A 16,924-nucleotide genomic window follows, 5' to 3' on the forward strand; every position below is an offset into this window, starting at 1 on the left:
CCTCAAGCAGAAACTTTCACATGTTGAACATCGTGAAGCCGATGACTTCGTCTTCGAGAGAGGTATAAGGATACAAAACCCACTGTTACGAGGATACATATAACGACGTCAAATCCGATTAACACTTGATAGTTTTTAAAATAATCGAATGATAATCCTCCGATTAATGCGCCTAGAATAGCACCCCCCTGATGGAAAATAAATAGGAAACCCATTTGTTTCCCTTTACCTTTCGCATATTCATTGACGATAAGAAATCCTCCTGGAATTACGCTTAAATAGGTCATGCCGAATGCTATTGCGAACAGAATCGGTGACCAGCCCAGATGCATAAAGAGGAAGGCAAAGCCCATAATCCGTATGCCAAACAACATAGCCATCATGACCAACTTATTAAATCGATCCAGTAAAAATCCGAAGGCAAACGACCCTATAATTTCCAGTATACCAAGTATACTCATCGATAGAGCGATCATGCTGGGCGAAACATTAGCCATCTGATGGATGGCGACCAAGTTCATCTCGACAGTACCCATGTTGATGCCACAGGTGAACAATGCGATCGCGACCAGAATAAAAATAGGCAGATGACCTGAGCTCTTGAGTGATGGAGCGACTGTATCTGTATGTGGTTTATCGTGATCGTGATTTTCAGCTTCGATCGATCCATCCACTTTGGCTGTCGTTACTTTGCTCTGCTGAGAACCCTTAACACCCAACATAATAAAAGGAAGTGAAATGAGAATACTCAGGACAAATGAGGTCAGAAAGGCATCCTTCCAAGTCAGCCAGCTCTGGGACACAAAGATTGGTGTAGTAATCGCTAAACCTATAGAGTTAGCGCTCGTCAGTAGCGCCATCGCTTTGGCCCGATGATGCGAGAACCATTCAAACATCAATAAATACGTTGTCGTCGCCCCAATGCCAGCCAGTCCAGAGATCACTGCATATCCAATAAAGAAGACAGTGGAATGTTCCCCTATCACGACAATACCCGTTCCCAATGTGCCCATAGCTGCGCTTATCAACAACACCTTTTTGGCACCATAGCGATCTACAAGCCAACCCCCTAAAGGTGCACATAGCGCTGTAATCAACATATTAGTTGACCAAGTCATAGAAATGAATCCCCTGCTGATCTCTAAGTCCTCAGATATTTTCACTTGAAAATAAGCCATACTGAAGCGCGTCAAGGCACCAATAAATCCTATAATCCACAGCGATCCTAACCCAACCCACGCATACTTGGGTTCTTTGAACCATGTTGCATTCATTGCTTTCCCCTCCCTTATACTACCACAAAAGATACCGATCGGTATCTTTTTAATGATTATATGCTATACTTTTCAATATGACAACTTCATTTGATATAATAATTGTAAGATTTCATTGTAACGGGGGATGACAATGCAAAAAGGCGAGAATACCCGCAACCTTATTATTGCTAAAGCCGCTGAGTTATTTAACCAAAAGGGATATTCAGGCACATCCCTATCAGATATAACAGAGATAACAGGCATTAAAAAAGGCGGTATTTACCGCCACTTTGCAAGTAAAGATGAGATTGCTCTTGAAGCTTATAACTATGCCGGTAACATCGTGGGGAGCCACTTCACACAAGCGATTGACCAGCAGGAAACAGCCTCCGGTAAACTGTTAGCCAATTTACACGTATACGAGAATGTAGTTGATGACCCGCCTTTTATTGGAGGATGCCCACTACTCAACACGGCTGTTGAAAGTGACGACAGTCATCCAGGCTTACGACAAAGAGCCCAGCAGGGTTTAAAAAATACACTCGATGCTCTCAAAGGGATTATATCTGAAGGTGTCGAAAGCGGAGAATTCAAGGCGGATCTCGATATTGATGCGCTTGCCACCTTCACCCTTTCCATCATGGAAGGTGGCGTCATGATGAGCAAACTCGAAGGTAACAATCGACATATGCAGATGAATATTGAGAACTTCTCTGCTTATCTACAACAGGTATGTCTACGCACACCTGAGTAGTGTTTCGTGTGAAGAAAGATTCATATTACAATCAGGATCCTAGCTTACACACAGGTTTTCCTATACAATTATTGTAAAATGACCCAAAAGTGTGGTGAACCGATTTGTTTAAACTCCTATTAATTGAAGATGACACAACGTTATTTCATGAGATCAAAGATAGATTATCGCAATGGTCCTATGATGTGTATGGGATATCCGATTTCAGTAAAGTCATTCAAGAATTCACAGAAATCAAACCAGACTTAGTCGTTATTGACATTCAATTGCCTAAATTCGATGGCTTTCATTGGTGTAGAATGATCCGATCTCATTCAAACATTCCAATTATATTCTTATCTTCTCGTGATCACCCGACAGATATCGTCATGGCTATGCAACTTGGGGCAGATGATTATATCCAGAAACCTTTTCATTTCGATGTACTCATTGCCAAAGTACAAGCGACACTTCGACGTGTATACAATTACAATACAGACGTCATCGAACTCAAGACATGGTGCGGCGCAACGGTCGATTATGAACGAAATATAGTCACCAATGACACTGGATCGATTGAACTAACGAAGAATGAAATTTTCGTATTAAAAATGCTGATCGAACAGAAGAATAAGATCGTAAGTCGTGAGGAGTTAATCAATAGCTTGTGGGATGACAAACGGTTTGTTAGTGATAACACCCTCACCGTCAACGTCAATCGTCTACGAAAAAGGCTTGATGAGATTGGATTAGGCTCTTGTATTGAGACAAAAGTTGGACAAGGTTATATGGCAGTTGAAGAGGTCAATGGATATGATTAGAAAGTACATAACGGAAAGACGCAGCTGGATCATGCTATTTATAGCACAGCAGCTATTGATCCTATTTGTCACTTTTATTGATCCGACGATCCCCCTACAGTCCATGCTCTATTTGGTTTTTTTATCGATGATCCTTTTTTCGATCTTCTTCGTTATTCGCTACAGTAAAGAGACGAAATTTTATAGAAGTCTAGAAGCAAGGGATAACAATCTTGATTTAACGAGTATAGCAGGACCCGAAAGTCCCTTTGAACAAATCATTGAAGCCAGTATGACGAACCAAACTGAACTGCTTAAACAGACAGCTTCGCATAATCTTATGACGTTAGAACAAGAGAAAGATGACTTACTCGCTTGGATTCATGAAGTAAAAACGCCACTCACAGCCATGCATTTAATGATCGACCGCATAGACGACGAAATGATGAAGACTCATTTAACTTATGAATGGCTGCGAATCCATCTCCTACTTGACCAACAGCTCCACCAAAGACGTATCCCGTTTATTGAGAATGACTTGTATATTGAACATACCGATTTAGAAGCGATTATCTTCGATGAAATTAAAACCTTACAATCATGGTGCATCCACAAAGGCATCGGGTTTGATATCGACATACAAGTACCGGAAGTGCTTAGTGATGCCAAATGGTTGGCTTTTATTCTAAGACAACTCTTAACCAACGCCGTGAAATATAGCCAAGCTTCCGATATCTCGATTAGTAGTTATCAACGAGCGGATCAGACTATCCTAGAAGTGAAGGATTGTGGGCGCGGTATTGACCCCAAGGATTTATCACGTATTTTCGATAGAGGATTTACATCCACAACCATGCATCAAGACACTGCTGCAACAGGCATGGGGCTATACTTAGCCAAGAAAGCAGCACAGTCATTACTCATTCTTATCCATGTGGAATCAGCAATCGGAAACGGTACAATCGTGACATTAACTTTTCCCCAAAAAAATGAATTCGTACGTATCACAAGCGTGTGACAACAATGTCACATGCTTCGTTGTTTTGTTCGCTCAATCGCAGGAAAGTGAAGGCAAACCCTTTTATACTAAGTTTATTGAGAAAGCAAAAGGGAGTGTGTCGAGATGGTTATTCTAGAAGCAACTAAAATTCATAAGAGTTATGGCAATAAATTTAATAAGCAATCCGTATTAAGTGGTCTGGATATAAGTATTGAAGAAGGTGAGTTCGTTAGTATTATGGGCGCATCTGGTTCAGGAAAGACGACATTACTCAACGTCCTCTCCTCGATTGATAAGATCAGCGATGGTTCCATTAAAATCGAAGGCAAAGAGATTTCCGGCATGAAGGAAAAGCAACTAGCTGAATTCCGTAAGAATCATTTAGGTTTTATTTTTCAGGAATATAATCTATTAGATACGCTCACGGTTAAAGAGAACATTCTTCTACCCTTATCGATCACAAAGACACCTAGGAAAGAAGCTGATCAACGATTCCAGGCTCTGGCGACTGAACTGGGGATAGCTGATCTGAAGAACAAGTATCCAAATGAAATTTCGGGTGGCCAAAAACAGCGCACTTCCGCCGCACGAGCTTTCATTCACGAACCAAGCATTATTTTTGCTGATGAACCGACAGGTGCGCTGGATTCTAAGTCCGCATCCGATCTATTGAACAAACTGAGTGAACTCAATCAGAAACGAAAAGCAACGATTGTTATGGTTACTCATGATCCGGTGGCCGCTAGTTATTGCAGTCGAGTGATTTTTATAAAGGATGGGCAAATCTATACGCAATTAAATAAAGGGGAAGAAACAAGACAGACGTTCTTTAAAGACATCATGAAAACCCAAGGTGTGTTAGGCGGGGTGCAGAATGAGTATTAATCAACTCATGTTTCGCAATCTGAGGAAGAATCTGAAGAATTATTACCTATATGTATTTGCCTTAATCTTTAGCTCCGCCCTCTACTTCGCATTCGTCACATTGCAATTTGATCCCTCTATGGATGCTACAAAAGGGTCTATAAAAGGAGGCGCTGCGATTAAAGCAGCATCCGTCTTACTTATCGCTATTGTTTCTATCTTTCTTTTATATGCGAATACCATTTTTATTAAAAGACGTAGTAAGGAAATTGGTCTGTTTCAGTTAATAGGGATGACCAAGAACAGAATATTTCGAATCCTGACTGCTGAGAACTTCATCCTATATTTCGGATCATTATTGATAGGAATCTTTGTAGGATTCTCCGTATCCAAATTAATCATTATGATTCTATTTAAAACGCTCGGTGTCGAGGGAATCACTTCACTTCATTTTTCTTATGAAGCACTCATCCAGACGCTGATTGTATTCTTCGTGATCTATCTCTTTATCATGTTGATGAATTATTTATTTATCAAGAGACAGAGTATTCTATCCTTGTTTAGAGTGACTTCTGTGACTGAAGGCAAAGTGAAAAAAGTGTCCGTTATTGAAATGATCATCGGCTTACTTGGCATACTATTGATCATTCTAGGCTATTATATTTCATCGAGATTATTTAGTGGCGACTTCACCAAGATGAACGAACTATTTATTCAAATGATTCTGATTCTGGCATCCGTCATCATTGGAACGTATCTTTTTTATAAAGGGTCTGTCCGTTTTGTATTTAATATCATACGTAAAAATAAAAATGGTTACTTAAATATTAATGAAGTATTGTCCCTCTCTTCCATTATGTTTCGAATGAAATCGAATGCCGTATTGCTAACCATCATTACGACCGTATCTGCACTTGCCATTGGTTTATTATCCTTAAGTTATATCTCATACTACTCCGCAGAACAAACAGCCAAAACATCTGTCCCAGCAGATTTTTCAATCACCAATATCCAAGATGCAGAGAAATTCAAAGCTGCCTTAACCACCAATAAAATGATGTATACCGAAAAAGTGGTTGATGTCATTCAGGTCAATGTAAATATGGAGAACGTAATAGATAGACTCACCGAAGGATTGAATATAGATATGAACAATGTGCCTCTGCCTGTGATTAGTGAAGAATCGGTTGAAGGTATTCAAGTATCTGCGGATGAAACCCTCCTTACGGGGTATAGTCCTATGCTAGAGAAATTTATGTCTCTAAAAAAAGCTGGACCCATTGAATTGAAGGGTCAACACGAAGTCATTCCGCAACAATTTATCGGATTAAACAAGGATACGGTTGTCTCATGGTATTTCACGGATGGCGGCATACCCGTTGCTATTGTAGACAAAACAGTATTCGAAAGACTGAAGAATGATATCAACCCATCCATTCAAATGAAGTCCTCGATTTATATCGGAATTGACATATTGGATCACGCTAATATTAAAAGAGCAGATGAAATTTTCCGGGAAATGGGTTTCCTTAAGAATAGGGATAATGATTCTCAACTTGAAATGATGACCCAACAGAAACAAAACATGGGACTGATCATGTTTATCGTGGCATTCCTTGGGCTAACCTTTCTAATTACATCCGGATGTATTCTGTACTTCAAACAAATGGATGAATGTGAAGATGAAAAGTCCAACTATACCATTCTAAGAAAGCTCGGTTTTACGCAAGGCGATTTGTTAAAAGGTATCCAAGTGAAACAAATCTTTAATTTCGGAATTCCTTTGATCGTTGGGTTATTCCATAGCTACTTTGCAATCCAATCGGGAGGGTTCTTATTTGGTAATGAGCTGTGGACACCGATGATTATCGTCATGCTCGTGTATACAGCGCTGTACTCCATCTTCGGAATCCTATCCGTCTTTTATTACAAGAAGGTGATTAAAGAGGCACTACGATAGAGAATATCAAAGAATTTCTGCTCGACAAGTTGTAAATATGCCAGGTCATTCTAGCTACAGTTGTTACTTCTCGCTCTATAAACCTCTCCACAGGGTTATAGAGCTTTTTTTCGTTCCCCACTACATTTGAGTTGAGCGAAGGACACGATTCTTCCTGTCTTCACACATCGTAACGTGCCTCATTGTTACTGAATGCTTATCAAACTCTTCTTGTATTGAGCTTGTTCTACTTCTGCTGATCCTACCTTCAAATGAAGATGCTGCGAAATGTGATAATGATGAGTGCCTAACCGTATGGCCTCACGTAACTGGTCAATCGTATCACAACTTTGTTCAAATTGATTATACACGCATCCGAATTGCAACGGCTGATGTGTATCGCTTCCCGCGACGACGGGTAACCCGATGAGCTCTGCCAGACTAGTTACTTTCCCCTCCATATTCAGTCCGTAATGATGCAAGTCTCTACCATTCAGATCGAAAGCATCCAATCGCTTCAGCACTTCCGGATTCGTTTGGTAAAGAGGATTCAAGTCACGAAATGGATGAGCTCCAATGCTAACACAAGCATGCTCATCACTCATATCCATTAATTTATCCATTTTAATAAAGGTGCCTTCTGACGTATGCCCATCCAATCTCGAACGAACGGCAGCAATATTCTCCCTCGTTCCAATCAACAAAATATGACCCTTCTCATGCACATCAACTTCAATTCCTGGGAATACCTTTACCCCTTCAACAACGTAATGATCCCCTTCATAGTTACAATGCTGGTCTAAGATATCGTATATCTCGTGGAACCGACGTGTGTTGAAGTGTTCTGTTAACGCTATAGCATCCAACTGACTCTTGCCGGCCTCCTTCATCATATTCTGAAAATAATCATAGGAAAAATCAATACTTTTTGACCATTTAGCATGTGTATGCAAATCAATTCTCATTTCATAACCACTCCTTTACCGACATCATTACAACGTTACATGCTCATTATAATGAAAATTTATTTTCATATGCAATAGTATGAAAAAATTTAACGCATAAATAACATTGCCTTAATGATCCGATAACAAACGTACCCTATTCTAAATAGAGAAGACGAAGACAACTCACAACCTACACTTACGAAGTAGTCTTTTGGACCACTAGCTGGCCATCCAAAACTTTTAGGGGGAACGAAAATGAACGCTGGATCCATGAAGAAACGCTGGGAGCTGACCTCACAGCAAAAACTTATGATTTTCATTTTGTCCATGTCTTTGTACGGTATTTCAAACATGATTACGGAGCTTATACCGGAATTAAAGATCGGACCCATTGAACTTAAAGTTGAATATTTCATTTTCATTCCACTTCTATTCGCTATTCTCTTTAACCCTCTTTATGCAGCTTTAGGGGCTTGTGTGGGAGAGATTATTTTCGGAGAACTACTACTAGGTCAATTCGGAGGGCTGGGTGAGTTAGAGAAATTTATCGAATTCTCACTCGCAATATTTATTGCAGGAATGCTTGTCACGAACCCATCCAACAGACGCCAACTGGCCATTGCGGCTTATGTCGCTATAGGTATAGATCAACTGCTCGGTACCATCGTCGATATCGGCAAAGTATATTTTGGAATCGAAGAATTCGAAGCGGTTCCTGGACTTCCTGAAAGTATATTGGCTATCGAAGGTTTTGCTTTTCTAAATGCCATGGTTATCTCTGGAACGTTATTCGCGTTACTTCCGACGTTATATCTAGTCCCACGTCTGTACGGTAAAGTTGAACCTCTACTTGGTATGAAACCTCGTGATGGACGCGCAAGCACATCTATTGGTGATTTCGTCACACCGAGATTACTCATTGTAGGGATTCTATTGTTCGCTGTAGCAGGTGCAGCGGAATTCATGGCAGAATCGGACATCAACTTCATTGACTGGGAATCGGATTTCATCGCTGGTATGGGTGATGGCGCGATATGGATCAGTATGGGTGTTGCGGCCGTTATTTTTATTACTACATTACTCTGGGCGTTAAATAAAAAATCCAATAAACGGAAGGGTGAAGCAGCTTAATGGCGAAGATATCGACGGAGGAACAACCCATTATCCAGCTCAACAACGTAACCTTCCGTTACCCAGGTGCACAATCCAATTCTCTAGAACAGGTTAGTCTAACGATTAACCGCGGTGATTTCGTAGCGATCGCAGGAAGTAACGGAAGTGGGAAATCGACGCTTTGCAAATGCTTTAACGGTCTAATTCCAACCTATTATTCCGGTGATATGGAAGGAACAGTGATGATTGACGGGCATCTTACATCAGATCGAAGTGTTGCCGAGCTCTCTAAACATGTCGCCTACGTATTTCAAGACTTCGAGAACCAATTGGTTCGTCCCACGGTTTACGATGAAGTCTGCTTCGCACCACTTAATTTCGGGTTCGAGGACTACAAGGAAAGAGGTATGCTTGCGCTACAGATGCTCGAGATTGAGCATTTGCAGAAAGAGTGGATATGGCAACTCAGTGGTGGACAGAAACATATGGCTGCATTAGCCGCAGCATTAGCTCTGAATCCCGATGTTATCGTCGTGGATGAGCCCGTGGCTCAGCTTGATCCTGCTCACGCACGCATTATTTATGAGAAGCTTAAGCTATTAAACGAAAAGTACGGAAAAACGATTATTGTCATTGAGCATCACACCGAATTCATCGCCGATTACTGCCGCAAGATTGTACTCATGGAGACCGGTGGTAGAATCCGTTGGGTGAAGCCCGTCTCCGAAGGATTGTCTTCGATCACAACGCTTAACGAGATGAACATTCTACCTCCGCAGGTGACTCAAGCGTTCTATGCGCTTTGCAGCGAACAAGATAAGAAATTAGGAGCCTTGTACCCTATAACGATTGAAGAAGCGGTTGCCCATTGGGCACCGCTCGGAATTAGCACTTCGCGGACTTTGACTGAGCCTAAGCATGATCTACCTATAGATAGATTAACTACCCCTGAACCCCTTGTACGTCTTGAGGGCGTAACCAGTGGTTATCAAGGTATCGACCGTAAGCAGAAACCCGTACTTCGCGGCATCGATCTGGACATTTATGAAGGCGAGCGTATCGCATTAATTGGCAACAACGGAGCAGGCAAATCTACTTTGTTAAGATTGATTTCAGGGATACGTCGTCCTTGGGAAGGTAAGGTAACCGTCTGCGGTACAGACACCCGTCAAACAACGCCAGAACAATTATCCGATCAAGTAGCCTTCCTCTTCCAGAATCCCGAGGAAATGTTCATTGCCGATAACATTCGCCAAGATGTATCTTACTTCCTGGACGCTAGAAAACAAGAGGGAATTGATTCATTCGTAGACGAGGTGTTAGAAAGGTTTAAACTAACCAATTTACAAGAGCGGGATGGACGATTACTCAGTGGCGGGCAGCAACGACGTGCAACGCTCGCGATCGGGATGGCTATGCGTCCGACCATTATACTACTCGATGAACCGACTGCAAGTCTCGATATCGCCAGCCGTAGAGAAATGACCCTTCTGTTCGATCAGCTTCATGATCATATCAAGGCGGTCGTTGTAGCTACGCATGACATGCAACTTGTCGCCGATTGGGCCACTCGGGTTATTGTCATGAATGAAGGCCATATCCTGCTCGACACGGACAGTCGTACCGTATTTCAACATACGGATATACTCGAGAAAGCCGCATTGATTGCTCCACAGATCGTTCAATTAAGTGGCCGTCTGGGCATCGTACCAACTTGTTTATCCGTGGATGAATTCGTAGCTCATATGCAGGACACATCCAGAAAGGAGCTTTCATATGGAATTAGTTGAACAGACCCATAAATCGACACTCTGGGAAAAGCTTAGTGTGGAGAGGATTAAGATGGAGTTGTTAAGAACAGCTTTCGGGCACTCCTTGACGTTCCTCTCAAAGTTCGACCCACGGATCCTCATCGGGTGGTATTCCTTCTTTGCGATTGCCCCTTGGTTTATTCATGACAAGACTGTACTCATCGGTATGTTACTAGCAATTGCCATACTTACCTACACTTCGAAACCTAGCGTTCTTGTACTCATTGTGCTGGCCTTTGGACTAGTAACCGACACCGCTTATATGCTGATCGTCTCACTCGCATTCGGTGGTGGACTCTCTGCTGCATGGGCACTGTCCACACTAACGCTGAAACTTCTGGTCATTGCACTTGCGAGCATTGCTGTCTTTTCTAGTATAGATCCTGAGAAACTTAGCGATGCCCTACTCAGTCTCGGTATGCCAGCGCAATTCAGCTTCGGTGTAGCCTACGGCTACCGGATGTTACCGATCCTGATTGAAGAATATAACAATCTACTTTACTCATTTAGACTTCGTGGACGCGCACCACTACGCAAGGGGTTTCTAGGCTATCGTTCACTCATTCATATCGGGAAAATATCCATTCTGGCCTTTTACCCACTCATTCTCAATACAGCAAAGCGTACGCGGACAACCGTTGAGGCTTTGGAAGTGAAAGGCTTTACTTATGCGATCAAGGACCCGAAGGTCAAACGTATCAAGCTAGCTTATTTAAAAATACTTCCTCGAGATTATGTATTCATTGCCGTATCCGCTCTTTATGTAGCCTTGTTATTCTGGATGGGTAGTATCATCAATTTATAATGATAGGAGCATCACATCAATGAAAATAGATCTTCACTCCCATATCAAATTGACTAAAAAAACACATTTTTCTATTGAATATTTCCGAGAATCCGTCCAAGAAGCCATTCTCAATGGTCTCGACGCCATTGCCATGACGGAGCACTTTAATACCTACCGTTTCCACGATATCTATGAGGAGTTAGATCGTAATTACACGTATACAGAGGATTATTACGACGTGGAAGGCTTTAAAGTGTTCCCAGGCATGGAGGTTGATGTGAGGAACGGCGGTCATATCCTTGTCATCGGTACGAGAGGAGCAGTCCTTGAACTTCGTTCACGACTAGAACCACATACTGAAGCAAATATGTTCGTAGCATTCGAACAGTTACTTGATTGGTGCGATGAGTTGTCTTTACTGAGAATCGGAGCTCATCCCTACAGGGAGAGTAACTCTCTAACCCAACATGATCCTGCACTACTTCGTCGGCTTGATTGTTTCGATCTCAACGCCAAGGATCTGTCTACCTACGGTCCAACCATGAGAGACACTGTACAGGAGTTGGCTCATACCATCGGTATCCCTATGGTCGCAGGTAGCGATACACACCACCCTCTTCAGTTCGGAAGTGTTATCAATCAACTAGATGGTGAATATAATACTGTTACCGATCTAGCCGACTGTCTCAAGCAGGAACGTTACCACATTCTAGTATCTCCATGTCTAGCAGAAAAAGTGAAGGGCGCAAACGTGGTCAAGAAACTCTTGAAACAGCATGGGAAAGTCCTCGTCCAATAATACGGATTGGAAATTCAAGTTGAACAAGATACAATGTGAGTATCACTTTCACGGTCATCATGGTCGGTTACTTACTCTATGGGAGGATACCCATGAACAAGTTAGAATTCGAGATTCCATTTAATCAAATGTCCAAAAGCCAGCAAAGAATAGCCGATTTCATCGTTAAATCACCCGAACGAATTCCTTTCTACACGGAAGAAGATATTGCGACTAAGGCGGGCGTTAGTATTGCAACGGTATCGCGATTCTGGAGATCCGTTGGGTATGACAATTTGAAATCCTTTAAGAAATATTTGCAGGAAACGCAGCATTCAACCCCAGCACGCAAAATGCAACACGTCTTAGACAAAACCGAGAATGAAGTCGTTGTGCAGATGATTACCTCTGCGGCGGTTAACTTAGAGGAAACAGCCAAGCGGATTTCTCTTCAAGCATTCGATCAAGCCGTAGAAGCTCTAATCGTTGCGGATAAAATATACGTTCACGGACCAGGGTCCACTTCGTGTCTGAGCGACTTATTACGTTTCCGACTGAATCGGATTGGCATGGAAGTTCGGATTATGGCTCAAAGTGGCCACGAATTGTTAGAAAGTCTCGTCCATGCAGGTCCGAACGACGTCGTTCTTTTCTTCGGATTCGTCCGTAAATCACCTGAAGCGACTGTGATTTTGGATCAGGCTTCAGAGTCTGGCTATACAACGATCCTGATTACGGATCTTCTACTCTCGGACATGATTGACGACAGCGATATCGTCCTGCAAGTGGACCGAGGAGACAGAGATGCCTTCCACTCCCTTGTGGCTCCAATGACTATCGTAGAAAGTCTATCCGTATCACTGGCCGGACAACGGGGAGAGTCGGCGATGGAGAAGCTTCAACAACTTCATGCGATGCGCAAACATTACGCCTCTTTATTGCCCAAGTAACCCCGACCGACGACAAGCTCCTTCAGACACATAAAGAAAGCCTATCCAGACGATGATGCAACAAATCACCGTTTGTTATAGGCTATTTATGATGTATTCTACCCAAGAGACTCCATTCCATTGTGAATATACATAATCGTATATCTGTTACAGCGATGGAAAGGGTGACCCCTAGTGAATGTGAAATCAAAGAGGAAGACAACCACAACGATACAGAAATCGGCTACTCAAAGAGTCAATTTTGCAGTTATGGGAGATAGTCATGTCGGTTATGGAAATAGCTTAAGCATATTCAAGGGCTTGCTCCCTAAAGCAGTCGCGTCCGGGAATAAGAAGTTTGTTATCTTTGGAGGCGATAATAAGCACGGCTCCAAGGGTACAGTAGCTGAGGCAGATTACAAAGCATTCAAAGATACCGTCACACGAAATTTGAGTCCAAAGAAGATACCTTATAAGGCTTCTATAGGAAATTGGGAAGATAACACTAGAGTCTTATTCACCAAATATTTGGGCCCAGTTCATGGACAAATGAATTTCCCAGGAACACAGGGTAAAGTGAAATATGTCTGGCTAGATAATGCACCTGGAAAGTTCAGTTATGCAAGTATAAGTCTGCTCAAATCATTAAGCCCTAATTATTACTACATTATCGATTTTCATTGGCCTTTGAAGGTTAAAGGGATTACAGTAGATCCCACCCATGTTCTAAGTTCGCAGGAGACAGCTAATTTCTTCAGGGCCATTCCTGGTAATGTGCGAAATAAAGTCGTGGGTATTTTCACTCACCATGCCCATACATTTTATGAGAACCTAAATAATATTTATCCTGGATTCTCAAAGACCAAATTCTATGTGTGTGGATGCTCAGGTGCTTACAAATGTAAATGTACCTCTTCTGGTTGTGGTCGGGGTTATTATGATGCAACACTAACAATCAATAATAATCAAGTGGATCTTGCGGTCAAAACAGTCAAAGCCTAGAAAAGTGATTACCTTTAAAGCCCCAGACCTATAGGTACTGGAGCTTTTTCTTTTTACTATTACTGTTATAGTAATCACAGCATGATCTATTGCACCCAACGGTTCAACTGTTCCAGTGTGTCTTCTCCAAGTTCACCTAATCTCCATATTGCAATTTTGGGGTATCCACTTTGCCGTAACGTACTCATCCACTGAGATAACGTCACATCGTCGGCATACCACACGGTATGCTTGACTAGATCATCATCAATATAATCAAAATACATACTCCCGCTAGCCGCATCACGCTTTGGAGGATTTACACTCTTTAGGGATAATTGCGATGCCCGCTTCTCCGTCAGTGCAGTCACCTTCCCCTGATCTACCCAGTCAAATCCCCCGGCAGATATAGCTATAATGTTCTCCCCAGGTAATCGATCCATTCTAGCCGCGAGTTGGGTTATAAATGCTAGATCTGCCTTCGGTCCAGGTCCGCTGTGAGTTCCGTATAAATTGTATGCCATCATAACGTAAGTTGGCCCTTTAGGAAGTGATAATTTCTCAATAGGCATTCTGGATTCCAATACAATTCTAAGCGTTTTGTCCATTGCATCTAACCGTTGATACAATTCTGAATAGAATTCGCAGACGTTACGCCAGTCACTATCCTTGATCTTCTCGTAGTCAATTTCCACGCCACTGAAATCATACTTGGTGAGTGTATCTACAATTTCATCGATATGTTTGCTTCGGCTCTTGTCTGTCGCCATAAGTCTTGTGATCAAGTCCGGATCTTTCTGAACCCCCGTACCATTCTGATTCAAGCGGTCATTCACCAATGTCAGATCTACACCCGTCGACACAATTCCCTTCAACGTATCGAATAGGACTGGCAGAACTTCATTTATTTGGTCTGTGAAATAGAGATGGTCCGTCTCATCGAAATATGCTGCGAATACTTGAACGCTTGTCAGTCCACTCGAAATACTCCGAAGATCATCCATACCTGACTTCCACTGCCAATCTACTACCCATGTCGATAATGTTGGATTAGGATCCACCTTCGTCGGCTTCACTTCCACATGAGACGTATTACCCGACAACCCCTTAAACATCGCCGTTATGAATAAGATAATCGAAATAGAAGCGATAACTAACCATTTATTCGTCACAATCAACTTACACACCTTCCACTTTGCCCCTTCCTTCTCATGTTAGAAGGTATCAATCGCCCAATCTATAGAAGTATTAATTGCTTTTTGAATTTGGGTGAATATCCCCTTAAGACCCGTTTCCTTACTATTGAACACGACTGACGTATAGTCATTTCCTTGCAATGACTCAACCTTCAAGTCATCAAATACACCATCGTAGATATCATCTTTCTTATGCTGCTCGTTATATTCGGAACCAAGTGCCACGCCACCTATTCCTATCGTACTATCGATAATCTGTTGATTTAGAATCTGTTCCTTATCCACGCTGACATCAAGCTTATCTCCTTGAACTGTAATTTCAAGATTTCTTGTCTGCTGAACATTGACTGGATATGCATCCTCAGAGGTTAAAGCACCGTTAGATGTCTGCTGTTGTGTATACACGGTAGCCTTTTCAAGCGCAAGATCTTCCGAACGCCATTCAACACGATCTAATGTACGTGTGTAGATTTGCTCAACGGCATGTCCCGGCTTCTTTTGATCCACGTAGATTATGTTATTGTCCAGAGAAACACGAATGTAGGAATCCTTCTTCCTATCGTAGCGGACATAGATACTCTGCTTCCCTACTACATTTCCAGTAAGCTTAGTCGTAAGTTTAATATCCTGTAACTGCTCGCTTTCTTTTAAGTAGATCTTCCCTTCTCCTGCTGCTGGCGACGTCAGTGCAATTCGACTATCTATATATTCAGCTGCACCGCTGATTTGCTTCCATTGTTCTGCGCGCTTATCATCACCGTGAATATACTCAACAAGCTGCTGAGTATCCTTCTCAACCTTCATTAAGAGATGGTTCGTATACCAGTAAGGCTCTGGCTGCACTCGAGTTAGATCAAAAAGGTTCTGTTGCGTATCATTATACATGTCTCCTTCACGATTGAAATGCATATTGAAGATACGCTGAATATTCACATCATTTACATCCGAGACTAACGGGTTCATCCCTTCATACAGCGTATTCGCATGCATAATCATATACACATTCGGTACAAAACCCAATGTATCCATATAAATATCGTTCATCTGTTGGTAGTCCATGTTGATTCTCGATGTCATTTCGTCTCGATTTTCCAGTGGAATCATGTTCTCATCCCTAATGAAGTCCATCAAATAATGATTATAGTATTCCACGTTGTCCTTATTACGTAATTGAGTCTCATCCTTCACACCAATATAGCGACCCTCTTTATCAAAAACATTGATATACGTTAGACGATAACCGTTGGAACCAAGTTCCCAATAGCCCGTCTTCATCATCTTCAGCATATCTTTGGGCTGCAGAAATTTACGATCACTATTTCCTATCTTGTTAGCATAAGACAGAAACGTTGCCTTGAAGTTATACTTCTCCAGTAGTGGCTGAGCAAATAAACTTGAGTCGTTACGTCCATCCTCAAAAGATAGAAACAAAGCCTTATCAGGCAGTGCCTTCCCCAGCTGATAGTAGTCCATCACATCTTGTTGTGATATCGTCGTATACCCTTGATCATACAACGCCTTCAACTGTTGATCTAGTTGCTTCTTTGACACCAATTTCGGAGTTCCCGTACGATCTACGCCAAAATAAGATAAAGCGATAAATCCCTCATGATTGGTCCATCTCGACTTCACTGGCTCCGCGTAATCTTTTACACTAAATATAACTTGAAATAACAATATGCCCACAGTTAGCAACATCGCAGCTTGTATGATGGTCTTTATGACTTTCTTTCGATCCTTGCGGCGATAATCCAGGGCAGAACCTCGCTTTTCTTTGGTCATTTCTGCCA

General features: G+C 42.0%; 15 protein-coding genes. 11 read left to right on the forward strand and 4 right to left on the reverse strand.

Annotated features, from left to right (window positions below; translation table 11 throughout):
* Positions 1–2: 2 nt before the first annotated feature.
* Positions 3–1,274 (reverse strand): MFS transporter, encoded by a 1,272-nt coding sequence (locus PBAT_RS06400; RefSeq protein WP_068647697.1) that lies wholly within the window; start codon positions 1,272–1,274, stop codon positions 3–5.
* 133 nt (positions 1,275–1,407) lie between these two features.
* Here PBAT_RS06400 and PBAT_RS06405 point away from each other — a divergent pair, with 133 nt between their 5' ends.
* The 5 genes from PBAT_RS06405 (at position 1,408) to PBAT_RS06425 (ending at position 6,613) form a co-directional block, all read left to right on the forward strand.
* A complete protein-coding gene (locus tag PBAT_RS06405; protein WP_068647699.1) occupies positions 1,408–2,010 on the forward strand; it encodes a TetR/AcrR family transcriptional regulator in 603 nt (200 codons plus the stop codon).
* A 104-nt stretch (positions 2,011–2,114) separates the two neighbouring features.
* On the forward strand, positions 2,115–2,810 hold the full coding sequence (locus PBAT_RS06410; protein WP_068647701.1) for a response regulator transcription factor: 696 nt from the start codon (positions 2,115–2,117) through the stop codon (positions 2,808–2,810).
* On the forward strand, positions 2,803–3,807 hold the full coding sequence (locus tag PBAT_RS06415) for a sensor histidine kinase (RefSeq protein ID WP_068647703.1): 1,005 nt from the start codon (positions 2,803–2,805) through the stop codon (positions 3,805–3,807). The genes PBAT_RS06410 and PBAT_RS06415 overlap by 8 nt, the downstream gene beginning before the upstream one ends.
* Positions 3,808–3,912: 105 nt before the next feature.
* Positions 3,913–4,674 carry an ABC transporter ATP-binding protein gene (locus PBAT_RS06420; protein ID WP_068647705.1) on the forward strand — a complete coding sequence of 254 codons (762 nt, stop codon included), beginning with the start codon at positions 3,913–3,915 and terminating at the stop codon, positions 4,672–4,674.
* The gene (locus tag PBAT_RS06425; RefSeq protein ID WP_068647707.1) at positions 4,664–6,613 is read left to right on the forward strand and encodes an ABC transporter permease; all 1,950 of its coding nucleotides are present in this window, start codon (positions 4,664–4,666) and stop codon (positions 6,611–6,613) included. The genes PBAT_RS06420 and PBAT_RS06425 overlap by 11 nt, the downstream gene beginning before the upstream one ends.
* A 185-nt stretch (positions 6,614–6,798) precedes the next feature.
* Here PBAT_RS06425 and PBAT_RS06430 read toward each other — a convergent pair whose 3' ends face one another.
* Complete coding sequence (locus tag PBAT_RS06430) at positions 6,799–7,557, reverse strand: PHP-associated domain-containing protein (protein ID WP_068647709.1); 759 nt, start codon at positions 7,555–7,557, stop codon at positions 6,799–6,801.
* A gap of 237 nt (positions 7,558–7,794) precedes the next feature.
* Here PBAT_RS06430 and PBAT_RS06435 point away from each other — a divergent pair, with 237 nt between their 5' ends.
* The 6 genes from PBAT_RS06435 (at position 7,795) to PBAT_RS06460 (ending at position 13,959) form a co-directional block, all read left to right on the forward strand.
* Entirely contained in the window at positions 7,795–8,670 is an 876-nt protein-coding gene (locus tag PBAT_RS06435) for a DUF8171 family membrane protein (protein WP_068647711.1), read from the forward strand.
* Complete coding sequence (locus tag PBAT_RS06440; RefSeq protein WP_211267820.1) at positions 8,670–10,442, forward strand: ABC transporter ATP-binding protein; 1,773 nt, start codon at positions 8,670–8,672, stop codon at positions 10,440–10,442. Before PBAT_RS06435 ends, PBAT_RS06440 begins: the two co-directional genes overlap by 1 nt.
* Positions 10,429–11,268 carry an energy-coupling factor transporter transmembrane component T family protein gene (locus PBAT_RS06445; protein WP_068647713.1) on the forward strand — a complete coding sequence of 280 codons (840 nt, stop codon included), beginning with the start codon at positions 10,429–10,431 and terminating at the stop codon, positions 11,266–11,268. The genes PBAT_RS06440 and PBAT_RS06445 overlap by 14 nt, the downstream gene beginning before the upstream one ends.
* Positions 11,269–11,287: 19 nt before the next feature.
* A complete protein-coding gene (locus tag PBAT_RS06450; protein ID WP_068647715.1) occupies positions 11,288–12,049 on the forward strand; it encodes a PHP domain-containing protein in 762 nt (253 codons plus the stop codon).
* A 92-nt stretch (positions 12,050–12,141) separates the two neighbouring features.
* Positions 12,142–12,978 carry a MurR/RpiR family transcriptional regulator gene (locus PBAT_RS06455; protein ID WP_068647717.1) on the forward strand — a complete coding sequence of 279 codons (837 nt, stop codon included), beginning with the start codon at positions 12,142–12,144 and terminating at the stop codon, positions 12,976–12,978.
* Positions 12,979–13,152: 174 nt separating this feature from the next.
* Entirely contained in the window at positions 13,153–13,959 is an 807-nt protein-coding gene (locus PBAT_RS06460; RefSeq protein WP_068647719.1) for a metallophosphoesterase, read from the forward strand.
* A gap of 86 nt (positions 13,960–14,045) precedes the next feature.
* On the opposite strand, the gene PBAT_RS06465 is transcribed toward PBAT_RS06460, so the two are convergent.
* Together PBAT_RS06465 and PBAT_RS06470 are read right to left on the reverse strand one after the other, a co-directional pair.
* Positions 14,046–15,125, reverse strand: a complete 1,080-nt coding sequence (locus PBAT_RS06465) for a glycosyl hydrolase family 18 protein (protein ID WP_246168330.1) — start codon at positions 15,123–15,125, stop codon at positions 14,046–14,048.
* A 27-nt stretch (positions 15,126–15,152) separates the two neighbouring features.
* Entirely contained in the window at positions 15,153–16,916 is a 1,764-nt protein-coding gene (locus tag PBAT_RS06470; RefSeq protein WP_068647720.1) for a polysaccharide deacetylase family protein, read from the reverse strand.
* Positions 16,917–16,924: the final 8 nt, after the last annotated feature.

This window comes from Paenibacillus antarcticus (assembly GCF_001637225.1).
Classification (GTDB): Bacteria; Bacillota; Bacilli; order Paenibacillales; family Paenibacillaceae; genus Paenibacillus_AQ; species Paenibacillus_AQ antarcticus.

What these genes read in the sequence shown, in the direction of transcription:
- PBAT_RS06400 (WP_068647697.1), bottom strand. Translation starts at nt 1,274, where the DNA reads ATGAATGCAACATGGTTCAAAGAACCCAAGTATGCGTGGGTTGGGTTA.
- PBAT_RS06405 (WP_068647699.1), top strand. Translation starts at nt 1,408, where the DNA reads ATGCAAAAAGGCGAGAATACCCGCAACCTTATTATTGCTAAAGCCGCT.
- PBAT_RS06415 (WP_068647703.1), top strand. Translation starts at nt 2,803, where the DNA reads ATGATTAGAAAGTACATAACGGAAAGACGCAGCTGGATCATGCTATTT.
- PBAT_RS06420 (WP_068647705.1), top strand. Translation starts at nt 3,913, where the DNA reads ATGGTTATTCTAGAAGCAACTAAAATTCATAAGAGTTATGGCAATAAA.
- PBAT_RS06425 (WP_068647707.1), top strand. Translation starts at nt 4,664, where the DNA reads ATGAGTATTAATCAACTCATGTTTCGCAATCTGAGGAAGAATCTGAAG.
- PBAT_RS06430 (WP_068647709.1), bottom strand. Translation starts at nt 7,557, where the DNA reads ATGAGAATTGATTTGCATACACATGCTAAATGGTCAAAAAGTATTGAT.
- PBAT_RS06435 (WP_068647711.1), top strand. Translation starts at nt 7,795, where the DNA reads ATGAACGCTGGATCCATGAAGAAACGCTGGGAGCTGACCTCACAGCAA.
- PBAT_RS06440 (WP_211267820.1), top strand. Translation starts at nt 8,670, where the DNA reads ATGGCGAAGATATCGACGGAGGAACAACCCATTATCCAGCTCAACAAC.
- PBAT_RS06445 (WP_068647713.1), top strand. Translation starts at nt 10,429, where the DNA reads ATGGAATTAGTTGAACAGACCCATAAATCGACACTCTGGGAAAAGCTT.
- PBAT_RS06450 (WP_068647715.1), top strand. Translation starts at nt 11,288, where the DNA reads ATGAAAATAGATCTTCACTCCCATATCAAATTGACTAAAAAAACACAT.
- PBAT_RS06455 (WP_068647717.1), top strand. Translation starts at nt 12,142, where the DNA reads ATGAACAAGTTAGAATTCGAGATTCCATTTAATCAAATGTCCAAAAGC.
- PBAT_RS06470 (WP_068647720.1), bottom strand. Translation starts at nt 16,916, where the DNA reads ATGACCAAAGAAAAGCGAGGTTCTGCCCTGGATTATCGCCGCAAGGAT.